We start from the raw sequence: 17,576 nt of genomic DNA, 5'->3' as shown, positions 1-17,576 counted from the left end.
ATAGTGTCGTGATGGGTGTCACGGTCCGGCTCGCCGGTCCGTTGCGCGTGGAGCGGGGCTCGCCGCCCGAGGCGCTGCGCATCGGGAGCCCGAAGGAGCGACGGCTGCTCGCGCTGCTCGCCGCGCGGCGGCCGGCGGTGCTCACCGGGGAGCAGCTCGCCGAGGAGCTCTGGGACGGCAGAGCCGGCCGGCCGCCGCGGCACCCCGCCGCCGGCGTGGCGACCCTCGTCAGCAGGCTCCGGAGCCGCCTGGACCCCGACATCCTGGTGGGCGACCGGTCCGGCTACCGCCTCGGCGCGGCCCCGGACGTCACCGTCGACCTCGACGAGGCGGCCCGGCTGCTCGACGAGGCCGACCGGCGGCTCGCCGCCGGCGCCACCGGACTCGCCGCGAGCGCCGCCGCCCGGGCCCTCGAGTCCCTGGGCACCGGGGAGCCCCTGCCCGAGGAGGCGGACGAGCCCTGGGTCGTGGCGGCCCGCGCCCAGTGGCGCGAGCTGGTCCGGCGCGCCCGCCACGCCGATGCCCGGGCCGCGCTGGGCACGGGCGACGCCGACCGGGCTCGGCGGGCCGCCGCGGAGGCGGTGGGCGCCGACCGGTTCGACGAGACGGCCCACCGCCTGCTCATGCGCGCCCACCAGCTCGCCGGCGAGCCCTCGCGCGCCGTTGAGCACTACCACCGGCTGCGGACCGCGCTCGCCGACGAGCTGGGCGTCGAGCCCGCACCGCGGACGCGGACGGAGTACCTCGCACTCCTGCGGGAGCAGGGACCCGATCGCGACGGGCCCGAGCCCCGGGCCGGTCCGCCGGGCGCGCGCCACTGCGTGGGCCGTGCCGACGAGATCGCCCGGCTGACCCGGCGCTGGGACGCCGCGACCCGGGGGCGTTCCGGGCTCGTGCTGCTCGCCGGCGAGGCGGGGATCGGCAAGACGCGGCTCGCCGCCGAGGTGACGGAGCTGGCCGCCGCCACCGGCGGACGGGTCGCGTCCGCGCGCTGCCACGCCGCGGAGCGATCGCTGTTCCTCCAGCCCCTGGTCGACGCGCTCGGCCCGGTGCTCGCGGCGCTCCCGGGACCGCGGACGGTGGACGGCCCCCGCACGCGGGTGCTGGCGGCCCTGTTCCCGGACCTCGTGCCCGACGGGTCGTCTCCGGTCGAGCGCCCCGAGCCGCGGCGGGTGTTCGCCGCGCTCGCCGCCCTGCTCGTCGACATCACGGCGACCGCGCCCCTGCTGCTCGTGGTCGACGACCTGCACAACGCCGGCCTGGCCACCGTCGAGCTGCTGCACTTCCTCGCCCTGCGCCCGGGCGGCGCCCGGCTCCTCGTGTGCGCGACGGTCCGCGCCGAGGAGGGTGCGACCGCCCTGGCGCACCTCGACGACGTCGCCGAGCGCCTCGACCTCGGCCCGCTCGACCACGCCGCGGTCGCCGCGCTCGCCGACCGGGTCGGACGTCGCGACCTGGCCCCGACGATCCACCGGCGCACGCGCGGGCACCCGTTGTTCGTCGTCGAGACCCTGCGCGGGCTCGACTCCGGCGAGGTGGGCGTGCCCGAGACCCTGCAGGCCGCGGTGCTCGCGCGCGTCCGGCGCCTCGGGCCGGAGGTGGAGGAGCTGCTGCGGGCCGGCGCCGTCCTCGGGGCGACGCTCGACCCCGAGGTGGCCGCGGGCCTGCTGGAGCTCCCGGTGCCGGAGGTCGCCCGCCGGTGCGAGCGGGCCGCCCACGCACGCCTGCTGATCCCGACCGCAGCGGCGTACGAGTTCGCGAACGACCTGGTGCACGAGGTGCTCCACGCCAGCACGCCCGCGCCGGTGCGCCGGGTGCACCACCGGCGCGCGGCCGACCTGCTGTCGGCGACCCCGGAGGCCGTCGGGGCCCACGCCGCGGCGGCGCAGGACTGGCCGCGGGCGGCGCGCGCCCTGCTCCTCGCGGGCGAGGCCGCCGCGCGCCGGGGCGCGATGGGCGACGCCGAGTCGCTGCACGACCGGGCCCTCGCCGCCGCCGAACGGGTCGCCGACCTCGAGATCGTCGGCCGGGTGCTCCTGGCCCGTGCCGGCGCCCGCGAGGGCCTCGAGCGCCACGAGGCGGCGTGGACCGACCTGCGCAGCGCGGCGCAGGCGGCCCGCGAGGCCGGCGACCGGCGCCTCGAGATGGCGGTGCTGCGCCAGCTCGGCGGCGACGTGCCGATCGCGCTGGGCATCCCGCCCGCCGAGTGCGTCACGTACCTCCGCGGCGGCCTGCGGCGGGCCGCGACGCTCGGGGACCGCGTGGCCGAGGCCGACCTCCGCGGCCGCCTCGCGGTGCTGGCGACGAACGACCTGCGGTTCGGCGAGGCCCTCGACCAGGGGCGGCGAGCGGTCGCCGTCGCCCGCGAGACCGGCGGCGACCGGGCGCTGCTCGTCGGTCTCGACGGCCTCAAGACCGCCTACGCCTACACGGGCATGGTCGACGAGCTCGCCGGGGTGGTCGACGAGCTCGAGCCGCTCGCCCGACGCCTCCAGGACCGCGAGCTCCTGCAGTGGGTCGTGTTCGAGGGGTCGTTCCCGGCGGTCGCCGCCGGGCGGTGGGACGAGGCCCGTGCGCGCATCGCGGAGGCGGTCGCGGTGACCGAGCACTCGGGGTACGGCGGCCACGACGTCTGGTTCCACGCCCACCTCGGGTGGGTCGCGCGCCTGGAGGGCGACCTCGACGAGGCCCTGCACATCGGGCGCCGCGCGGTGGCCCGGTGCGGCGAGGCCGGGCACCGGTGGTGGACGCCCACCGCCTGCTCCCTGCTCGCCGCGACGCTCCTGGAGCGCGGGAGCACCGAGGACGTCGCCGAGGCCCGGACCGTGGCCGGACGCGGCCTCGCGCTCGCCGGGCGCGACGGCGCGGCGGCCTGCCGGGTGCGCTGCCTCGCCCCGCTCGCCGAGATCGCGGCCGCGCACGGCGACGACACGGCCCTCGTCGAGGCCGACAGCCTGCTCGCGGGCGTCACGGCACCCCCCGCCGCGGCCTGGCTGCTGGGCGCCGACGCCTACGTGTCGGTCGCACGGGCCTGGATCGCGCGGGACCGGCCCGCTCGCGCGCTCCGCACGCTCGCGCCCGTGCTGGCCGCGGCGCGGGCGCACGGCTGGCGCCACCTGGCGGAGCGGCTGGACCGGATCGGGACCGTGGCACCGGCGCGGGTGTAGGCGCAACGACGACGCAACGGCCCCGGTCATCGTGGCTGCGATCCGGGGAGGGGCCCCGGGCGAGAGGGAGGGCCGAGCGATGGTCGTGGACATGGACAAGGCGATGGAGTTCGTCGGCACGGTGGTCGGCGACCTCGGCGCCACGATGGCGGCGGGCGGGATCGTCGTGGGCCACCGGCTCGGGCTCTACCGCGCGCTCGCCGAGGGACCGGCGACGGCCGAGGAGCTCGCCGAACGGACCGGCACGACACCCCGCTACATCAGCGAGTGGCTCGCCGGGCAGGCCGCGGGTGGCTACGTCCAGTACGAGCCGACGACCGGGACCTTCTCGATGACCGAGGAGCAGGCCTTCGCCCTGACCGACCCGGAAGGGCCCGTCTACCTGCCCGGGGCGTTCGTCCTCGCCCTCGGCGCGCTGCGGGCCGAGCCGCGCATCACCGAGATCTTCCGCTCCGGCGCGGGCATGGGGTGGCACGAGCACGACGACGACGTGTTCGTCGGCTGCGAGACGTTCTTCCGTCCCGGCTACCACGCCCACCTCGTCGGCGAGTGGATCCCCGCTCTCGACGGCGTCGAGGCGAAGCTGCGGGCCGGGGCGCGCGTCGCCGACGTCGGCTGCGGCCACGGGTCGTCGACGGTGCTGATGGCGCAGGCCTACCCGGCGTCGACGTTCGTCGGCTCGGACTACCACGACGCCTCGGTCCAGACAGCCCGCAAGCGCGCGGCCGACGCCGGGGTCGCCGACCGCGTGACCTTCGAGACCGCGCCGGCCCAGACGTTCTCGGGCTCCGGCTACGACCTCGTGACGTTCTTCGACTGCCTGCACGACATGGGTGACCCGCTGACCGCCGCGCGCCACGTGCGGGAGACCCTCGCCCCGGACGGCACCTGGCTGTTGATCGAGCCGATCGCCGGCGACACCCTCGCCGAGAACCTGAACCCGGTCGGCCGGGTCTACTACGGGTTCTCGACCTTCCTCTGCGTCGCCGCCGGCCGGTCGCAGCCGGGCGGCTACAGCCTGGGCGCCCAGGCGGGCCCGGCGGCGCTGCGCCAGGTCGTCACCGACGCGGGGTTCACGCGGTTCCGCATCGCCGCGCAGACCCCGTTCAACCACGTCTACGAGATTCGCCCGTAGGCACCGGGGGACGACGTGCGCGCGAGGGAACCGGACGACGTCGGCGAGGTGGTCCGCGACGGCGTGCGCGTCGGCTACGAGGTGTTCGACGGGCCCGCCGACGCCCCGACGGTGTTGCTGCTGACCTCGTGGGCGATCGTCCACATGCGGCAGTGGAAGGCGCAGGTGCCGTTCCTGGCCCGGGAGTTCCGCGTGATCACCGTGGAGGGCCGGGGCAACGGGGCGTCCGACCGCCCGCGCGGCCCGGGCGCCTACAGCGACCGCGAGTACGTCGGGGACGTCGTGGCCGCCCTCGACGCCTCCGGCACCGAGCGGGCCGTCGCGGTCGGGCTGTCGAGGGGCGCGCGGCGGGCGCTCCAGCTCGCCGCGGAGCATCCCGACCGCGTCGCGGGGGTCGTGGCGATCGGTACCGCACTGCCGTCGCCGTGTCCCTCCGACTTCGACGAGGTGCGGGATTCCCACGAGGGCTGGCAGAAGTACAACCGGCACTACTGGAAGGCCGACTTCCGAGGCTGGGTCGAGTTCTTCATGAGCCGGGTCGTGCCGGAACCGCACTCGACGAAACAGTGGGAGGACCTCGTCGGCTGGGGTCTCGAGACGGACCCGGAGACGCTGATCCGCACGGTGACCGACGTGGGACACCTGACCGCCGCCGACACCGAGGCGTTCTGCCGTCGCGTGCGCTGTCCGGTCCTCGTCGTCCACGGTGACGCGGACGCCGTCGCCCCCTACGAGGGCGGCGTCGCCGTCGCCTCCTGGACCGGGGGCTCGCTCGTCTCGATCCCCGGCGGCGGCCACGCCCCGACGGTGCGCGACCCGGTGCGGGTCAACCTGCTGATCCGCGACTTCGTCCGGTCCCTCGCCGGGCCCCGTCCCGGGCGGGTCAGCTGGGTTCCGGCCCGCGCGCGGCCGCGCCGGGTGCTGATGGTCAGCTCGCCGATCGGCCTCGGGCACGCGAGGCGTGACGTCGCCGTCGCGGAGGCCCTTCGTGAACGGTGCCCGGACACCGTCGTCGACTGGCTCGCCCAGCACCCCGTGACCGCCGTGCTGGGCCCCCGTGACCGGCTCCACCCGGCGAGCGGGTCGCTGGCCGCCGAGAGCGCCCACATCGAGGCCGAGGCCGGCGAGCACGACCTGCACGCCTTCCGGGCGATCCGGCGGATGGACGAGGTCCTGCTGGCGAACTTCCACGTCTTCCACGACGTCGTCGACGCCGAGCACTACGACCTGGTGATCGCCGACGAGGGCTGGGAGATCGACCACTTCCTGCACGAGAACCCCGAGCTCAAGCGGTCGCCCTACGCCTGGCTGACCGACGTCGTCGGGTGGCTCCCGATGCCCGACGGCGGGCCTGCGGAGGCGGCACTGACCGCCGACCACAACGCCGAGATGGTCGAGCACATCGCCCGCTACCCGCGGCTGCGCGACCTGTCGGTGTTCGTCGGCGAGCCCCACGACCTGGTGACCTGTCCGCTCGGGCCCGGGCTGCCCACGGTGCGGGACTGGACGTGCGAGCACTTCGCGTTCGCGGGGTGGGTGTCGACGGCCCGCCCACCGCGGGACCGTGAGCGGCTGCGGGCCGAGCTCGGGTGGGAGGGCGACGAGCCGGTGTGCGTGGTGACCGCGGGCGGTTCGGGCGTCGGGAGCGCCCTGCTGCGCCGCGTCGCCGCCGCGTATCCGTACGCCCGGGACCGGGTGCCCGGGCTGCGGATGGTGCTCGTGACCGGGCCGCGCATCGACCCGGCGAGCGTGCCGGTGCCCGACGGCGTCGAGGTGCGCGGCCACGTCCCCGACCTCGAGCGCGAGCTCGCGGCCTGCGACGTCGCCGTCGTCCAGGGCGGACTCACCACGACGATGGAGCTCGCCGAGGCGGGCCGTCCGTTCCTGTACTTCCCGCTGGCCCACCACTTCGAGCAGCAGATCCACGTGCCGTACCGGCTCGACCGGCTCGGCGCGGGGACGCGGATGGACTACGCCACCGCGACCCCGGAGTCGATCGCCGCGGCGATCGCGGAGGCGCTCGCGACGCCCGTCCGCTCCGCACCCATCGCGGGCGACGGCGCCGCCCGCGCCGCGGCGCTCCTCGCGTCCGTCCTCGGGACTAGTTGACCTTGACGAGGTCCACGACGAAGACGAGGTGCGCGTTCGCCGGGATCACCGGCGGCACGCCACGGGCGCCGTAGCCCTGGTGCGGCGGGACGACGAGCACGCGCCGACCGCCCTCGCGCATCCCGGAGATGCCGAGCTTGAAGCCGTCGATCACGCCGTTCAGCGGGAACTCGACCGGCGTCCCGCCGCGCCCCCACGAGGAGTCGAACTCGCCGGAGTCCGAGACGCGGATGCCCTGGTACTGGACCTGCACGGTGTCGCGCGGTCCGGCCTCGGCCCCGCCACCGATGACGAGATCGGTGATGTCGAGGTCGTTCGGCAGGGTGTCGGGGGTGACCGCCGCGCCGGGGGCGCGGGTCAGGTCGTCGGTGTTGTCCACGGTGACCGCCATGGTGGCGACCCTACGGGCGATCGGCCGCCGCTTCCGCAGGGGCGGCCGCCGCGGCCAGCTCCTCGTCCTCACGCGGGTCGTAGTTGCGACCGAGGGCGAGGCCGACGACCGACAGCACGCACGCCAGCGCGACGTAGCCCGCGGCGGCGGCCCAGCCGAGATCCGCCTGCAGGGAGGTGAGCAGCAGCGGGGCGACGGCGCCGCCGAGGACGCCGGCGACGGTGTAGCCCAGCGACGAGCCGGAGGAGCGCAGCCGCGGGGAGAACTGCTCGGTGATGAACGCCGCCTGTGGCCCGTACGCCGCCGCGTGCAGGACGAGGCCGACGACGACGCCGAGCACCAGCAGACCGAAGGACCCCGAGGCGACCGCCGGGAAGAGCACGAACACCCAGATCCCGGCGCCCACGACGGCGAACGCCGACACCAGGCGCCGGTTGATCCGGTCGGACAGCGCGCCGAACGCCGGCACGAGGCCGAGCTGGAGCGCCGAGCCCATGAGCACCGCGGAGAGCACCTGGGCACGCTCGAAGCCTGCCGTGCGGGTCGCGTAGGTGAGCACGTAGACGGTCAGCAGCGAGTACGAGACGTCGGGCCCGAGGCGGGAGAGGATAGCCGCGACCAGCCCGCGCGGCTGGGTCCTGACGACCTCGCGGATCGGGGCCGCCGAGGTCTCCCCCGACGCCTGCAGCGCGCGGAACACCGGGGTGTCCTCGAGCGTCAGGCGGATCCAGAGGCCGAACGCGACGAGCAGCGCCGAGAGCAGGAACGCGACCCGCCAGCCCCAGTCGAGCAGCTGGTCGCTCGTGAGCGTCGCGGCGAGGACGGCGAACACGCCGTTGGCCAGCAGGTTGCCCGCGGGCGGGCCGATCTGGGCGGCCGACGACCAGAAGCCGCGCCGGCGGGGGTCGCCGAACTCCCCGGAGAGCAGGACCGCGCTCCCCCACTCGCCGCCGACCCCGACCCCCTGCGCGAAGCGGAGCAGCACGAGCACGATCGGCGCCGTGACCCCGATCGTCTCGTAGGTCGGCAGGAGACCGATGAGGACCGTCGCGAACCCGATCAGCAGCAGCGTGGTGACCAGCACGCGCTTGCGGCCCAGCGTGTCGCCGAGTCGTCCGAAGACGAAGCCGCCGACCGGACGCGAGATGTAGCCGACCGCGAAGGTCGTGAAGGCCAGCAGCGTCCCGGTCAGCGGATCCGAGCCGGGGAAGAACAGCTGCGGGAAGACGAGCGCCGAGGCGGTGCCGTAGACCGCGAAGTCGTAGTACTCCAGCGACGTCCCCGACAAGGATGCGACGAACGCCTTACCCCTGGCAGCCATGCCGGTTCCTTTGCCCGGTCCGGGCCCAGATCACTCCTTCGGCGCGAGACCGAGCACGGAGCGGGCCTTGGCACCGACCGTCTCCTTCACGCCGTTCGCGATGATGGAGAGGGCGTCGCCGTCGTGGAGCTGGGAGCGGGCCGTGTTGAGGGCCTGCTGGATCGTCACGTGCGGCGGCACCAGCGGGATGTCCTTGTCGACCTTGGCGTCGACGACGAACGGCCGGTCGGCGGCCAGCGCGCGGTCCCACGTCGCGCCGATCGCGGCGCGGTCGGTGAGGGTCTCGCCGGCGAGGCCCAGCAGGCGGGCCCAGTCGGCGTAGGGCACGGCGGGCAGCGACTGCGACTGCGGGTCGGGGGCCTCGCCGAGCAACCCGCGGGTCTCCCAGGACACGAAGGACAGGTCGTCGTTGGACAGCACGAGGACGACGAACCGCGGGTCGGCCCAGGTCTCCCAGTAGCGCTGCACCGTGATCAGCTCGTTGACCCCGTTCATCTGCATCGCGCCGTCGCCGATGATGGCGACCACGGGACGGTCGGGGTGGGCGTTCTTCGCGGCGATCGCGTACGGCATGCCGCCGCCCATGGACAGCAACGTCCCCGAGAGCGACCCGTACTGGCGCCCGTGCAGCGTGACGTCGCGTGCGTACCAGGAGGTCGCGGTGCCGCAGTCGACGGCGAGCAGCGCGTCGTCGGGCAGGCGGTCGGAGAGCTCGCGGACGACGAGCTCCGGGTTGAGCGCGCTGGTGTGGGCGTGGGCCCGCTGGACCGAGTAGCCGTCCCAGGCGGCGGTCCAGCGCTCGACGCGGGCGCGCCACGTGTGGTCGGTCCGCTCCCGGAGGCGCGGCAGCAGCGCGGCGAGCGTCGGGGCGGCGTCACCGGTGAGGTTGACCTCGGTGTCGTAGCGGATGCCGCAGCGGGAGCCGTCGACGTCGATCTGCACCGCGCGCGCCTCGCCGGGCGCCGGGTAGTACTCGGTGTAGGGCATCGTCGAGCCGACGATCAGCAGCGTGTCGCACTCGCGCATCAGGTGGTACGACGCCGTGGTCCCGAGCAACCCGATCGCGCCGGTGTTCCAGGGCGAGCGCTCGTCGACGACGCCCTTGCCCAGCAGCGCCGTGGCCATCCCGGCGCCGAGCGCGTTGGCGATCTCGGTGAGCTCGGTGGAGGCGCCGAGGGCCCCGGCGCCGGCGAGGATCGCGACCTTCTCCCCCGCGTTCAGCACGTCCGCCGCGGCGTCGAGCGCGGCCTCCGGCGGCGTCGTGATCGCGGACGAGGGGACCGCCGAGGTGTGGTAGTAGCCGTGGGCGTCCGGAGGATCGGGGACGGCGGCCTGCTCGAGGACGTCGGAGGGCAGGATGATCACCGAGACCGTCCGGTCGGCGAGCGCGGTGCGGCACGCGCGGTCGACGACGTGCCGGACCTGGCTCGGGTCCTTCACCTCGGCGAGGTAGCCCGCGACGTCGGAGAACAGCGCGCCGAGGTCGACCTCCTGGTAGTAACCGCCACCCTGTGCGGTCTGCGCGGTGTGCCCGAGCAGGGCCACCACGGGCTGGTGGTCGAGCTTCGCGTCGTAGAGGCCGTTGAGCGCGTGGATCGCGCCGGGCCCGCCGGTGACCGCGCAGCAGCCGATCGGCGAACCCCCGTACTTCACGTCGGCGCAGGCGGCGAACGCCGCGGTCTCCTCGTGCCGGACCTGCACGAACTCCGCGTCGTCACGCTCGGGCAGCGCGGTGAAGAACCCGCCGATGCCGTCGCCGGGGTAGCCGTAGAAGCGATGGACGCCCCACTGCGCCAGTCGGTCGAGCACGTGCTGGGCGACGTTCCTGGGTGCACTCACACCCGAGGCTCCCCGGTGGGGCACGGCGCCATGTGAGGGCGACGCAGGCATCGACGTGTGACACGAGTCATGCGTAGCGTCACGGTGTCGCCCCCCACGACATCCCGATCGCAGAGGAGACGCACCGGTGAGCAGGTTGCGCTTCGGCACGTTCCTGGCCCCGTTCCACCCCGCGGGCATCAACCCCACGCTCGCGCTGCAGCGCGACCTGGAGCTGGTCGAGCATCTCGACCGGCTCGGGATCGACGAGGCGTGGATCGGCGAGCACCACTCGGCCGGCACCGAGATCATCGCCTCGCCGGAGATCTTCATCGCGGCGGCGGCGGAGCGCACGAAGAACATCAAGCTCGGCACCGGGGTGACGTCGGTCAGCTATCACAACCCGCTGTGGGTGGCCGACCGGATGGTGCTGCTCGACCACCTCACCCGCGGCCGCACGATGCTCGGGGTCGGGCCCGGCTCGCTGCCGTCGGACTCCGCGATGATCGGCCTCAACCCCACCGACACACGGGAACTGCTCGACGTCAACCTCGACATCATCATGCGGCTGCTCGCCGGCGAGAGCGTCACCGAGCAGACGAAGACGCACAACCTCGTCGACGCCCAGCTGCAGCTGCGGCCCTACACCGAGCCGCGCTTCGACATGGCCGTCGCCGCCGTGGCCTCGCCGACCGGACCGCGGCTCGCCGGCCGTCACGGCACCGGGCTGCTCTCGATCGGCGCGACGCTGACCCAGGACGGGTTCGACGCCCTCGCCCACCACTGGAGCGTGGTCGAGGAGCGCGCGGCGCACTTCGGGCAGCCGACCCCCGACCGTTCGGGCTGGCGTCTCGTCGGCCTCATGCACATCGCCGAGACCCGCGAGCAGGCCTACCGCGACGTCGAGTTCGGCATCGAGGAGTGGTTCCGCTACTTCCAGAAGACCGCGGCGTTCCCGCAGATGGCCGTCGAGGGCGGCGACGTCAAGGAGATGATCGACTTCGTCAACGAGGCCGGGATCGGGGCGATCGGGACGCCGGAGGACGGCCGCGCGCAGGTCCAGCGGCTCGCCGACCAGTCGGGCGGCTTCGGCTGCATGCTGCTCATGGGCCACGAGTGGGCCAACCCGCAGGCGACCAGGCGGTCCTGGGAGCTCGTCGCCGAGCAGGTGGCCCCCCATTTCCAGGGTTCCGGCCGCACCCACGCCGAGTCGACGCTCGCCGCGAAGTCCCGCGCCGCCGCGGCACGCGAGGGTCACTCGGCCTCGCAGACGGCCGCCGTCGAGCACATGACCAAGAAGTACGCCGACGAGGTGGCGTCGAAGGGCTGACGCCCACGGGAGTGATCCGGGTCGTCCCGACGACCCGGATCACTCCCGTGGCGCTAGCCCTCGAGGGGCGGCAGCGGGCGCAGCGGGGCGTCGAGCGGCTCGGGCGGGGTGCCGTCCGGGCCGAACGGGGTCCCGCCGAGCCCCTCGCGCCGGTGCGGTTCGAGCCACACCGAGGGCTCCGGGCCCAGCGGCACGATCTGCGTCGGGTTGATCGACGTGTGCACCTGGTGGTAGTGCCGCTTGACGTGGTCGAAGTCGACCGTGTCCCCGAAGCCGGGGGTCTGGTACAGGTCGCGGGCGTACGGCCAGAGGTTCCCGAACTCGGCGAGCTTCTGCCGGTTGCACTTGAAGTGGCCGTGATACACCGCGTCGAAGCGCACCAGCGTGGTGAACAGCCGGATGTCGGCCTCGGTGATGTGGTCGCCGACGAGGTAGCGCCGGTCGGCCAGGCGCTCGTCGAGCTCGTCGAGCCGGGCGAACAGCGCCGTGTACGCCTCCTCGTAGCGCGCCTGCTTCGTGGCGAAGCCCGCCTTGTAGACGCCGTTGTTGACGTCGTGGAAGACGCCCTCGTTGACCGCGTCGATCTCCTCGCGCAGCTCCTCCGGGTACAGCATCGGTGCGCCGGGGCGCTGGTACTTCGCCCACTCGATCCCGAGGTCGACCGTGATCTGCGGATAGTCGTTCGTGACGAGGCGCCCGGTGGACTCCTCCACGATCGCCGGGACGGACACCCCGTTCTCGGTGCCGTTCTCCGGGTCGCGCGCGAGGTAGGCCTCCGAGAGGTACCGGTAGCCGAGCACCGGGTCGCGGCCGTCCTCGTCGAGGCTGAAGCGCCACGACCGGTCGTCCTGCAACGGGTCGACGATCGCCAGCGAGATCGCGTCCTCGAGACCCATCAGGCGCCGCACGATGACCGAGCGGTGCGCCCAGGGGCAGGCCAGGGACGCGACCAGGCGGTACCGGCCGGGCTCGGCCTGCCACTCCTGCTCCGAGGACGGCGAGGCGACGATCCGGTCGGTGAACCGCGGTCCGCGCCGCGTGAAGGATCCGCTGGACTCGGCGTACGGGCTGTTGCCCACGGTGGTGCTCATCGGGGGCCGGGTGCCCCGCACGCGGCCTCCGGCAACCCGCACACATCCGAGCTGTCGATTCCCGGGGCCGCTCCGCGACGTCATGATGAGGGCCCCGCCACGGGGCCCCGGGAGTCGAGGAGACGACATGGGCCAGTACCTGATCCTGCTGTACGAGGACGAGGCCTCCTGGGCGGCGGTCGGTGAGCACGAGGCCGGCGAGATCCTGGCCGCCCACGGCCGCTTCGGCGCCGTGCACGGGGACGTGCTGCGCGGCGGCGGGTGGCTCCACCCGACGGCGACGGCCACCACGGTGCGCAGCCCGGGCGGCGGCGGCAGCCAGGACCGCGACGGGTTCGCCGCGGGCGAGGACGCCCTGGTCACCGACGGGCCCTTCGTCGAGACCAAGGAGGCGCTGGGCGGGTTCTACCTCGTCGAGGTGCCCGACCTCGACACCGCGCTGGCGCTGGCGCGGGAGGTGCCGGCGCCGTTCGGCGGCGTCGAGGTGCGACCGCTGCGGGACATGTGAGATCGCGATGAGCGCCGACCCCGCCGGGGCCGTCGCCGACGCGCACCGTCGCGAGTGGGCCTCCGTGCTCGCCGCGACGGTGCGCGTCACGCGCGATCTCGACCTCGCCGAGGAGTGCGTGCAGGAGGCCTACGCCCAGGCGCTGGTCGCGTGGGGCGACGGTGTCCCGGCGCGACCGGGTGCCTGGCTGACCACCGCGGCCCGCCGACGCGCGCTCGACCTCCACCGCCGATCGGCCGTGGCCGCACGGGCGCTGCCGCTGCTGGTGGTCGACGAGGTGGCTCCGGAACCCCTCGGAGCACCGGGCGGGCGGGAACCCGACGACCTGCTGGCGCTGCTGTTCACGTGCTGCCACCCCGCGCTCACCGCGGAAGCCCGGGTCGCGCTGACCCTGCGCCTGCTCGGCGGGCTCTCGACGCCCGAGATCGCGCGGGGGTTCCTCGTCACCGAGCCGACGATGGCCGCCCGGCTCACCCGGGCGAAGAAGAAGATCGCCGCGGCCGGGGTGCCGTTCCGCGTCCCGGGCGCGGACGAGATGCCTCGCCGTCTCGGCGGGGTGCTCAGCGTCGTGCACCTCGTGCTCACCACCGGTCACACGGCGCCGGCCGGGGCGACGCTCGTCCGCGACGATCTGCTCGACCGGGCCCACGACCTGGCGCGCCTGCTGCGCTCGCGGTTCCCCGACGACCCCGACGTCGCCGGGCTGCTCGCGCTCGTCCTGCTCACCGACGCGCGTCGCGGAACCCGCACCGGCCCCGACGGCGAGCTCGTCCTGCTCGCCGACCAGGACCGGTCCCGCTGGGACGCCGCCATGATCGCCGAGGGCCGGTCCCTGGTCCTCGAGGCGTTGCCGGCCCGTCCCGTGAGCCGCTACGCGGTGCTCGCCGCGATCGCCGCCGTCCACGCCGACGCGCGGGAGGCCGACGACACCGACTGGGTCGAGATCGTCGGGCTCTACGACGTGCTCGCCGCGCGTTGGCCGTCCCCCGTCGTGGCGCTCAACCGGGCGGTCGCCCTGGGGTTCGCCGACGGTCCCGACGCCGGCCTCGCCGCGCTGGACGCCCTCGCCGACGAGCCCCGGCTCGCCGGCTACGGCTACCTCGCCGCCGCCCGCGGGGAGCTGCTGCGCCGTGCCGGGCGGCCCGACGCGGCGCGGGTCGCGCTCGAGGAGGCGGCGATGCTCACGGCGAACGACGTGGAGCGCGACCTGCTCGCCCGGCGGCTCGACGCCCTGGCCTGAGCATCCGCTGCCGAACCGGCGGCGCAGGTGCGACGATCGGGAGGTGACCAAGGCCGTTCAGGACCTCATGGTCGCGGTCGAGCGGGCCCGCGACGCCTTCGCCACCGCGGTCTTCGGTGACGGCGACCTCGAGGCCGCGATGGCACGGGTCGCCCCGGAGGTGGCGTTCTCGACGCTCCCGGCCGGCACGGGGGCGCGCGGCGCGGACGACCTGCGCCGCCACCTCGCCGACGACGTCCTCCCCCACCGCCCCGCCGACCTCACCAGCACCCGCGTCTCACGCACCGGCGACCGGTTCCGGGTGGTCGACGAGGAGCGCGTCGCGTTCACCCACGACCGCGAGCTGCCGTGGCTGCTGCCCGGCGTCGCCCCCACCGGCCGGTCCGTCGAGGTCCTCGCGATCTCGGTGGTCGCCGTGCGCAAGGAGCGGATCACCGAGTACCGGACGCTCTGGGACCACCACGGCCTCCTCACCGGCCTCGGGCTCCTCCCGGAGGTCGCAGGCGCGGGGTGACCCTCGGGGGTGTCGGGACCGCCGATCGGGGGCACAATCTGTCGGCGTCCCCACCGTCGCGGACCCACCAGGAGGGAACGCCGACCAGGAGGACGACCGATGAGCGACACCGGACAGCGCTCCGCCCGAGCCGACCGCGTCTCCACCGAGGGCACCGTCGCCTCCGAGACCGAGCACTCCGCGCTGCGAGCCGACATCCGGCGGCTCTCGACGCTGCTCGGGCGCACGCTCGCCGCGCAGCACGGCGACGACATGCTCGAGCTCGTCGAGAAGGTCCGCCGGCTGGTGCGCGAGGTCCCGGAGCGGGGCGACACCGAGATCCCCGACCTGCTCGGCGAGCTCGACCCGGGCACGGCCGCGGTCCTCGGGCGGGCGTTCGCGACGTACTTCCACCTCGCCAACCTGGCCGAGCAGCTGCACCGCGCCGAGGAGCGTGCGGCGGTGCACGCGGAGGGCCGCGGTCCGCTGCACGAGGTCGTGGACCGGCTCGTCGCCGACGCCGACCCGAACGAGCTCGACACCGCGCTGTCGCGCCTCGAGCTCAAGCCGACGTTCACCGCGCACCCGACGGAGGCGCAGCGCCAGTCGGTGCTCGGCAAGCTCCGGGCGATCGCGGACGTCCTGGCCCGCGACCTGCCCGAGGAGCAGGCCGAGGTCCGGCTGCACCGTCTGGTCGACCTCATCTGGCAGACCGACGAGATCCGCCCCGAACGCCCGACGGTGCTCGACGAGGCCCGCTCGGTGTCCTACTACCTCGACCAGCTCGGACGCCGCTCGGTGCCCGAGGTGCTCGCGGAGCTCGACGAGCAGCTCGCCCGTGTGGGCCTGCACCTGCCGGAGGGCTCGCGGCCCCTCGTCCTCGGCTGCTGGGTCGGTGGCGACCGCGACGGCAACCCCAACGTCACCGCCGAGCTGACGCTCGAGACCATGCGGATCTACGGCGAGCGCGGCGTGCGCATCCAGTCCGAACTGCTCGAGGACCTCGTCCAGGAGCTGTCGGTGTCGACGCGGCTGGTCGGGGTCAGCGAGGACCTGCGGCGCAGCCTCGCCCGCGACCGCCGCGCGCTGCCGGAGGTCTACGACCGGTTCGTGCGGCTCAACGCCGAGGAGCCCTACCGGCTCAAGTGCTCCTACATCCACGCGCGGCTGGAGAACACGCGGCGCCGCTACGTCGAGGGCACCCCGCACCAGCCGGGGCGCGACTACCTGGGGGCGGACGAGTACCTGCGCGACCTCGTCGTCATGGACCGCTCGCTGCGCGCCCACCAGGGCGAGCGGATCGCCGACGGCGGCCTGCGCGACGTCATGCGCTCGGCGAACGCCGTCGGGCTGCACCTGGCCAGCGTCGACGTCCGCGAGCACTCGAGCTTCCACCACACGGCGCTGCAGTCGCTGTTCGACCGCCTCGACGAGCTGGACACCCCGTACGGCGAGCTCGACCACGCCGGACGCACCGAGGTGCTGTCGAAGGAGCTGGCCGGGCGCCGGGCGCTGACCCCGCGGCGCAACTGGGAGGGCATCGGGGACGACAGCTTCAAGGAGACGCTCGAGGTCTTCGACTGCATCCGCACGGTGCAGGAGACCTACGGCGAGGAGGCCCTGCACACCTACGTCATCTCGATGGCGCAGAACGTCGACGACATCCTCGCCGTCGCGGTGCTCGCGCGGGAGGCGGGCCTCGTCGAGATCACCGGCGGGGCGGGCGATTCCGTCGAGGCCGCCGCGTCGATCGACATCGTCCCGCTGTTCGAGACGGCGACCGAGCTGAAGATCTCCGGAGACCTGCTCGACGGGATGCTGTCGGACCCGTCGTACCGGGCGCTCGTGGCGGCCCGCGGCGACGTCCAGGAGATGATGCTGGGCTACTCCGACTCCAACAAGGGCGCCGGTCTGACCACGTCGCAGTGGTCGATCCACCAGGCTCAGCGCCAGCTGCGCGACGTCGCCGCCAAGCACGGCGTGCGGCTGCGCCTCTTCCACGGCCGCGGGGGCTCGGTTGGGCGCGGGGGCGGGCCGGCCGGCGAGGCGATCGCGGCCCAGCCGCACGGCGTCGTCGACGCGGTGATGAAGGTGACCGAGCAGGGCGAGGTCATCTCCGACAAGTACTCGCTGCCCGCGCTGGCGAAGGACAACCTCGAGATCATGCTCTCGGCGGTGCTGGACGCGACGCTGCTGCACCAGACCTCGCGGGTGGAGGCGGCGACGCTCAAGCGCTGGGACGAGGCGATGGACGTCATCTCCGACGCCGCCCAGGACGCCTACACCAAGCTCATCGAGCACGAGGGCCTGCCGGACTTCTTCACCCAGGCCACGCCGGTCGACGAGCTCTCGATGCTCAACGTGGGCTCGCGGCCGGGCAAGCGCCCCGGCGCCGGGGGCCAGACGTCCCTGGAGGACCTGCGCGCGATCCCGTGGGTGTTCGGCTGGACCCAGACGCGGATGATCGTCCCCGGCTGGTTCGGGCTCGGCAGCGGGCTGAAGGCCGCGCACGACGCCGGCTACTCCGAGGTCATCGACGAGATGCGCGACTGGGCGTTCTTCGCCAACCTCATCTCCAACGTCGAGATGACGCTGGCGAAGACCGACATGCGCATCGCCGGGTTCTACGTCTCCGAACTCGTGGACCCCGAGCTGCAGGAGGTCTTCGAGATCATCAAGAAGGAGCACCGGACGACCGAGCGCGAGGTCCTCAAGCTCACCCCCGGTGACGAGCTGCTGGGCGGCAACCCGCTGCTGCGCCGCACGCTGGACATCCGCGAGGGGTACCTCGAGCCGCTGCACCACCTGCAGGTGCACACGCTCGCGGAGCGACGCAAGGTCGACGAGCCCGACCCGGACCTGCAGCGGGCCCTGCTGCTGACGGTCAACGGGATCTCGGCGGGGATGCGGAACACGGGCTAGGGCGTGTCTGACGAATCATCGGGCACGACTCTGACAAGATCTTGGTGTGCG

At 74.3% G+C, this 17,576-nt stretch carries 12 protein-coding genes; 8 read left to right on the top strand and 4 right to left on the bottom strand.

Going from position 1 to position 17,576, the window contains the following annotated elements:
• The first annotated feature begins 11 nt into the window (after window positions 1–11).
• The 3 genes from PH189_RS27705 to PH189_RS27695 all read left to right on the top strand — a co-directional run bounded on the left by PH189_RS27705 (window position 12) and on the right by PH189_RS27695 (window position 6,411).
• Window positions 12–3,167 (top strand): ATP-binding protein, encoded by a 3,156-nt coding sequence (locus PH189_RS27705; protein ID WP_274192094.1) that lies wholly within the window; start codon window positions 12–14, stop codon window positions 3,165–3,167.
• 79 nt (window positions 3,168–3,246) lie between these two features.
• Window positions 3,247–4,302 (top strand): methyltransferase domain-containing protein, encoded by a 1,056-nt coding sequence (locus tag PH189_RS27700; protein ID WP_274192093.1) that lies wholly within the window; start codon window positions 3,247–3,249, stop codon window positions 4,300–4,302.
• Between the two features lie 15 nt (window positions 4,303–4,317).
• Entirely contained in the window at window positions 4,318–6,411 is a 2,094-nt protein-coding gene (locus PH189_RS27695) for an alpha/beta hydrolase (RefSeq protein ID WP_274192092.1), read from the top strand.
• Here the strand turns inward: PH189_RS27695 and PH189_RS27690 are convergent.
• The 3 genes from PH189_RS27690 to PH189_RS27680 are packed head-to-tail and all read right to left on the bottom strand — an operon-like array spanning window position 6,404 to window position 9,962.
• Window positions 6,404–6,802 carry an FKBP-type peptidyl-prolyl cis-trans isomerase gene (locus tag PH189_RS27690; protein WP_274192091.1) on the bottom strand — a complete coding sequence of 133 codons (399 nt, stop codon included), beginning with the start codon at window positions 6,800–6,802 and terminating at the stop codon, window positions 6,404–6,406. The two genes, PH189_RS27695 and PH189_RS27690, sit on opposite strands and share 8 nt — an antisense overlap.
• A 10-nt stretch (window positions 6,803–6,812) precedes the next feature.
• Window positions 6,813–8,123 carry an MFS transporter gene (locus tag PH189_RS27685; protein WP_274192090.1) on the bottom strand — a complete coding sequence of 437 codons (1,311 nt, stop codon included), beginning with the start codon at window positions 8,121–8,123 and terminating at the stop codon, window positions 6,813–6,815.
• Between the two features lie 30 nt (window positions 8,124–8,153).
• Window positions 8,154–9,962 (bottom strand): thiamine pyrophosphate-requiring protein, encoded by a 1,809-nt coding sequence (locus tag PH189_RS27680; RefSeq protein ID WP_274192089.1) that lies wholly within the window; start codon window positions 9,960–9,962, stop codon window positions 8,154–8,156.
• A 127-nt stretch (window positions 9,963–10,089) separates the two neighbouring features.
• Between PH189_RS27680 and PH189_RS27675 the strand changes: the two genes are divergently transcribed.
• The gene (locus tag PH189_RS27675; protein WP_274192088.1) at window positions 10,090–11,271 is read left to right on the top strand and encodes an LLM class flavin-dependent oxidoreductase; all 1,182 of its coding nucleotides are present in this window, start codon (window positions 10,090–10,092) and stop codon (window positions 11,269–11,271) included.
• Window positions 11,272–11,324: 53 nt separating this feature from the next.
• On the opposite strand, the gene PH189_RS27670 is transcribed toward PH189_RS27675, so the two are convergent.
• The gene (locus PH189_RS27670) at window positions 11,325–12,362 is read right to left on the bottom strand and encodes a glutathione S-transferase family protein (protein ID WP_274192087.1); all 1,038 of its coding nucleotides are present in this window, start codon (window positions 12,360–12,362) and stop codon (window positions 11,325–11,327) included.
• 127 nt (window positions 12,363–12,489) lie between these two features.
• Here PH189_RS27670 and PH189_RS27665 point away from each other — a divergent pair, with 127 nt between their 5' ends.
• The 4 genes from PH189_RS27665 (at window position 12,490) to ppc (ending at window position 17,525) form a co-directional block, all read left to right on the top strand.
• A complete protein-coding gene (locus PH189_RS27665) occupies window positions 12,490–12,870 on the top strand; it encodes a YciI family protein (protein ID WP_274192086.1) in 381 nt (126 codons plus the stop codon).
• 7 nt (window positions 12,871–12,877) lie between these two features.
• The gene (locus PH189_RS27660) at window positions 12,878–14,110 is read left to right on the top strand and encodes an RNA polymerase sigma factor (RefSeq protein WP_274192085.1); all 1,233 of its coding nucleotides are present in this window, start codon (window positions 12,878–12,880) and stop codon (window positions 14,108–14,110) included.
• 43 nt (window positions 14,111–14,153) lie between these two features.
• Complete coding sequence (locus PH189_RS27655) at window positions 14,154–14,624, top strand: ester cyclase (protein ID WP_274192084.1); 471 nt, start codon at window positions 14,154–14,156, stop codon at window positions 14,622–14,624.
• Window positions 14,625–14,723: 99 nt separating this feature from the next.
• Window positions 14,724–17,525 carry a phosphoenolpyruvate carboxylase gene (gene ppc / locus PH189_RS27650; protein ID WP_274192083.1) on the top strand — a complete coding sequence of 934 codons (2,802 nt, stop codon included), beginning with the start codon at window positions 14,724–14,726 and terminating at the stop codon, window positions 17,523–17,525.
• The last annotated feature ends 51 nt before the right edge of the window (window positions 17,526–17,576 follow it).

Origin of the sequence: Actinomycetospora chibensis, from assembly GCF_028737215.1 — a bacterium.
GTDB lineage: Bacteria > Actinomycetota > Actinomycetes > Mycobacteriales > Pseudonocardiaceae > Actinomycetospora > Actinomycetospora chibensis.
This window is presented reverse-complemented; position numbering and strand designations above follow the sequence as displayed.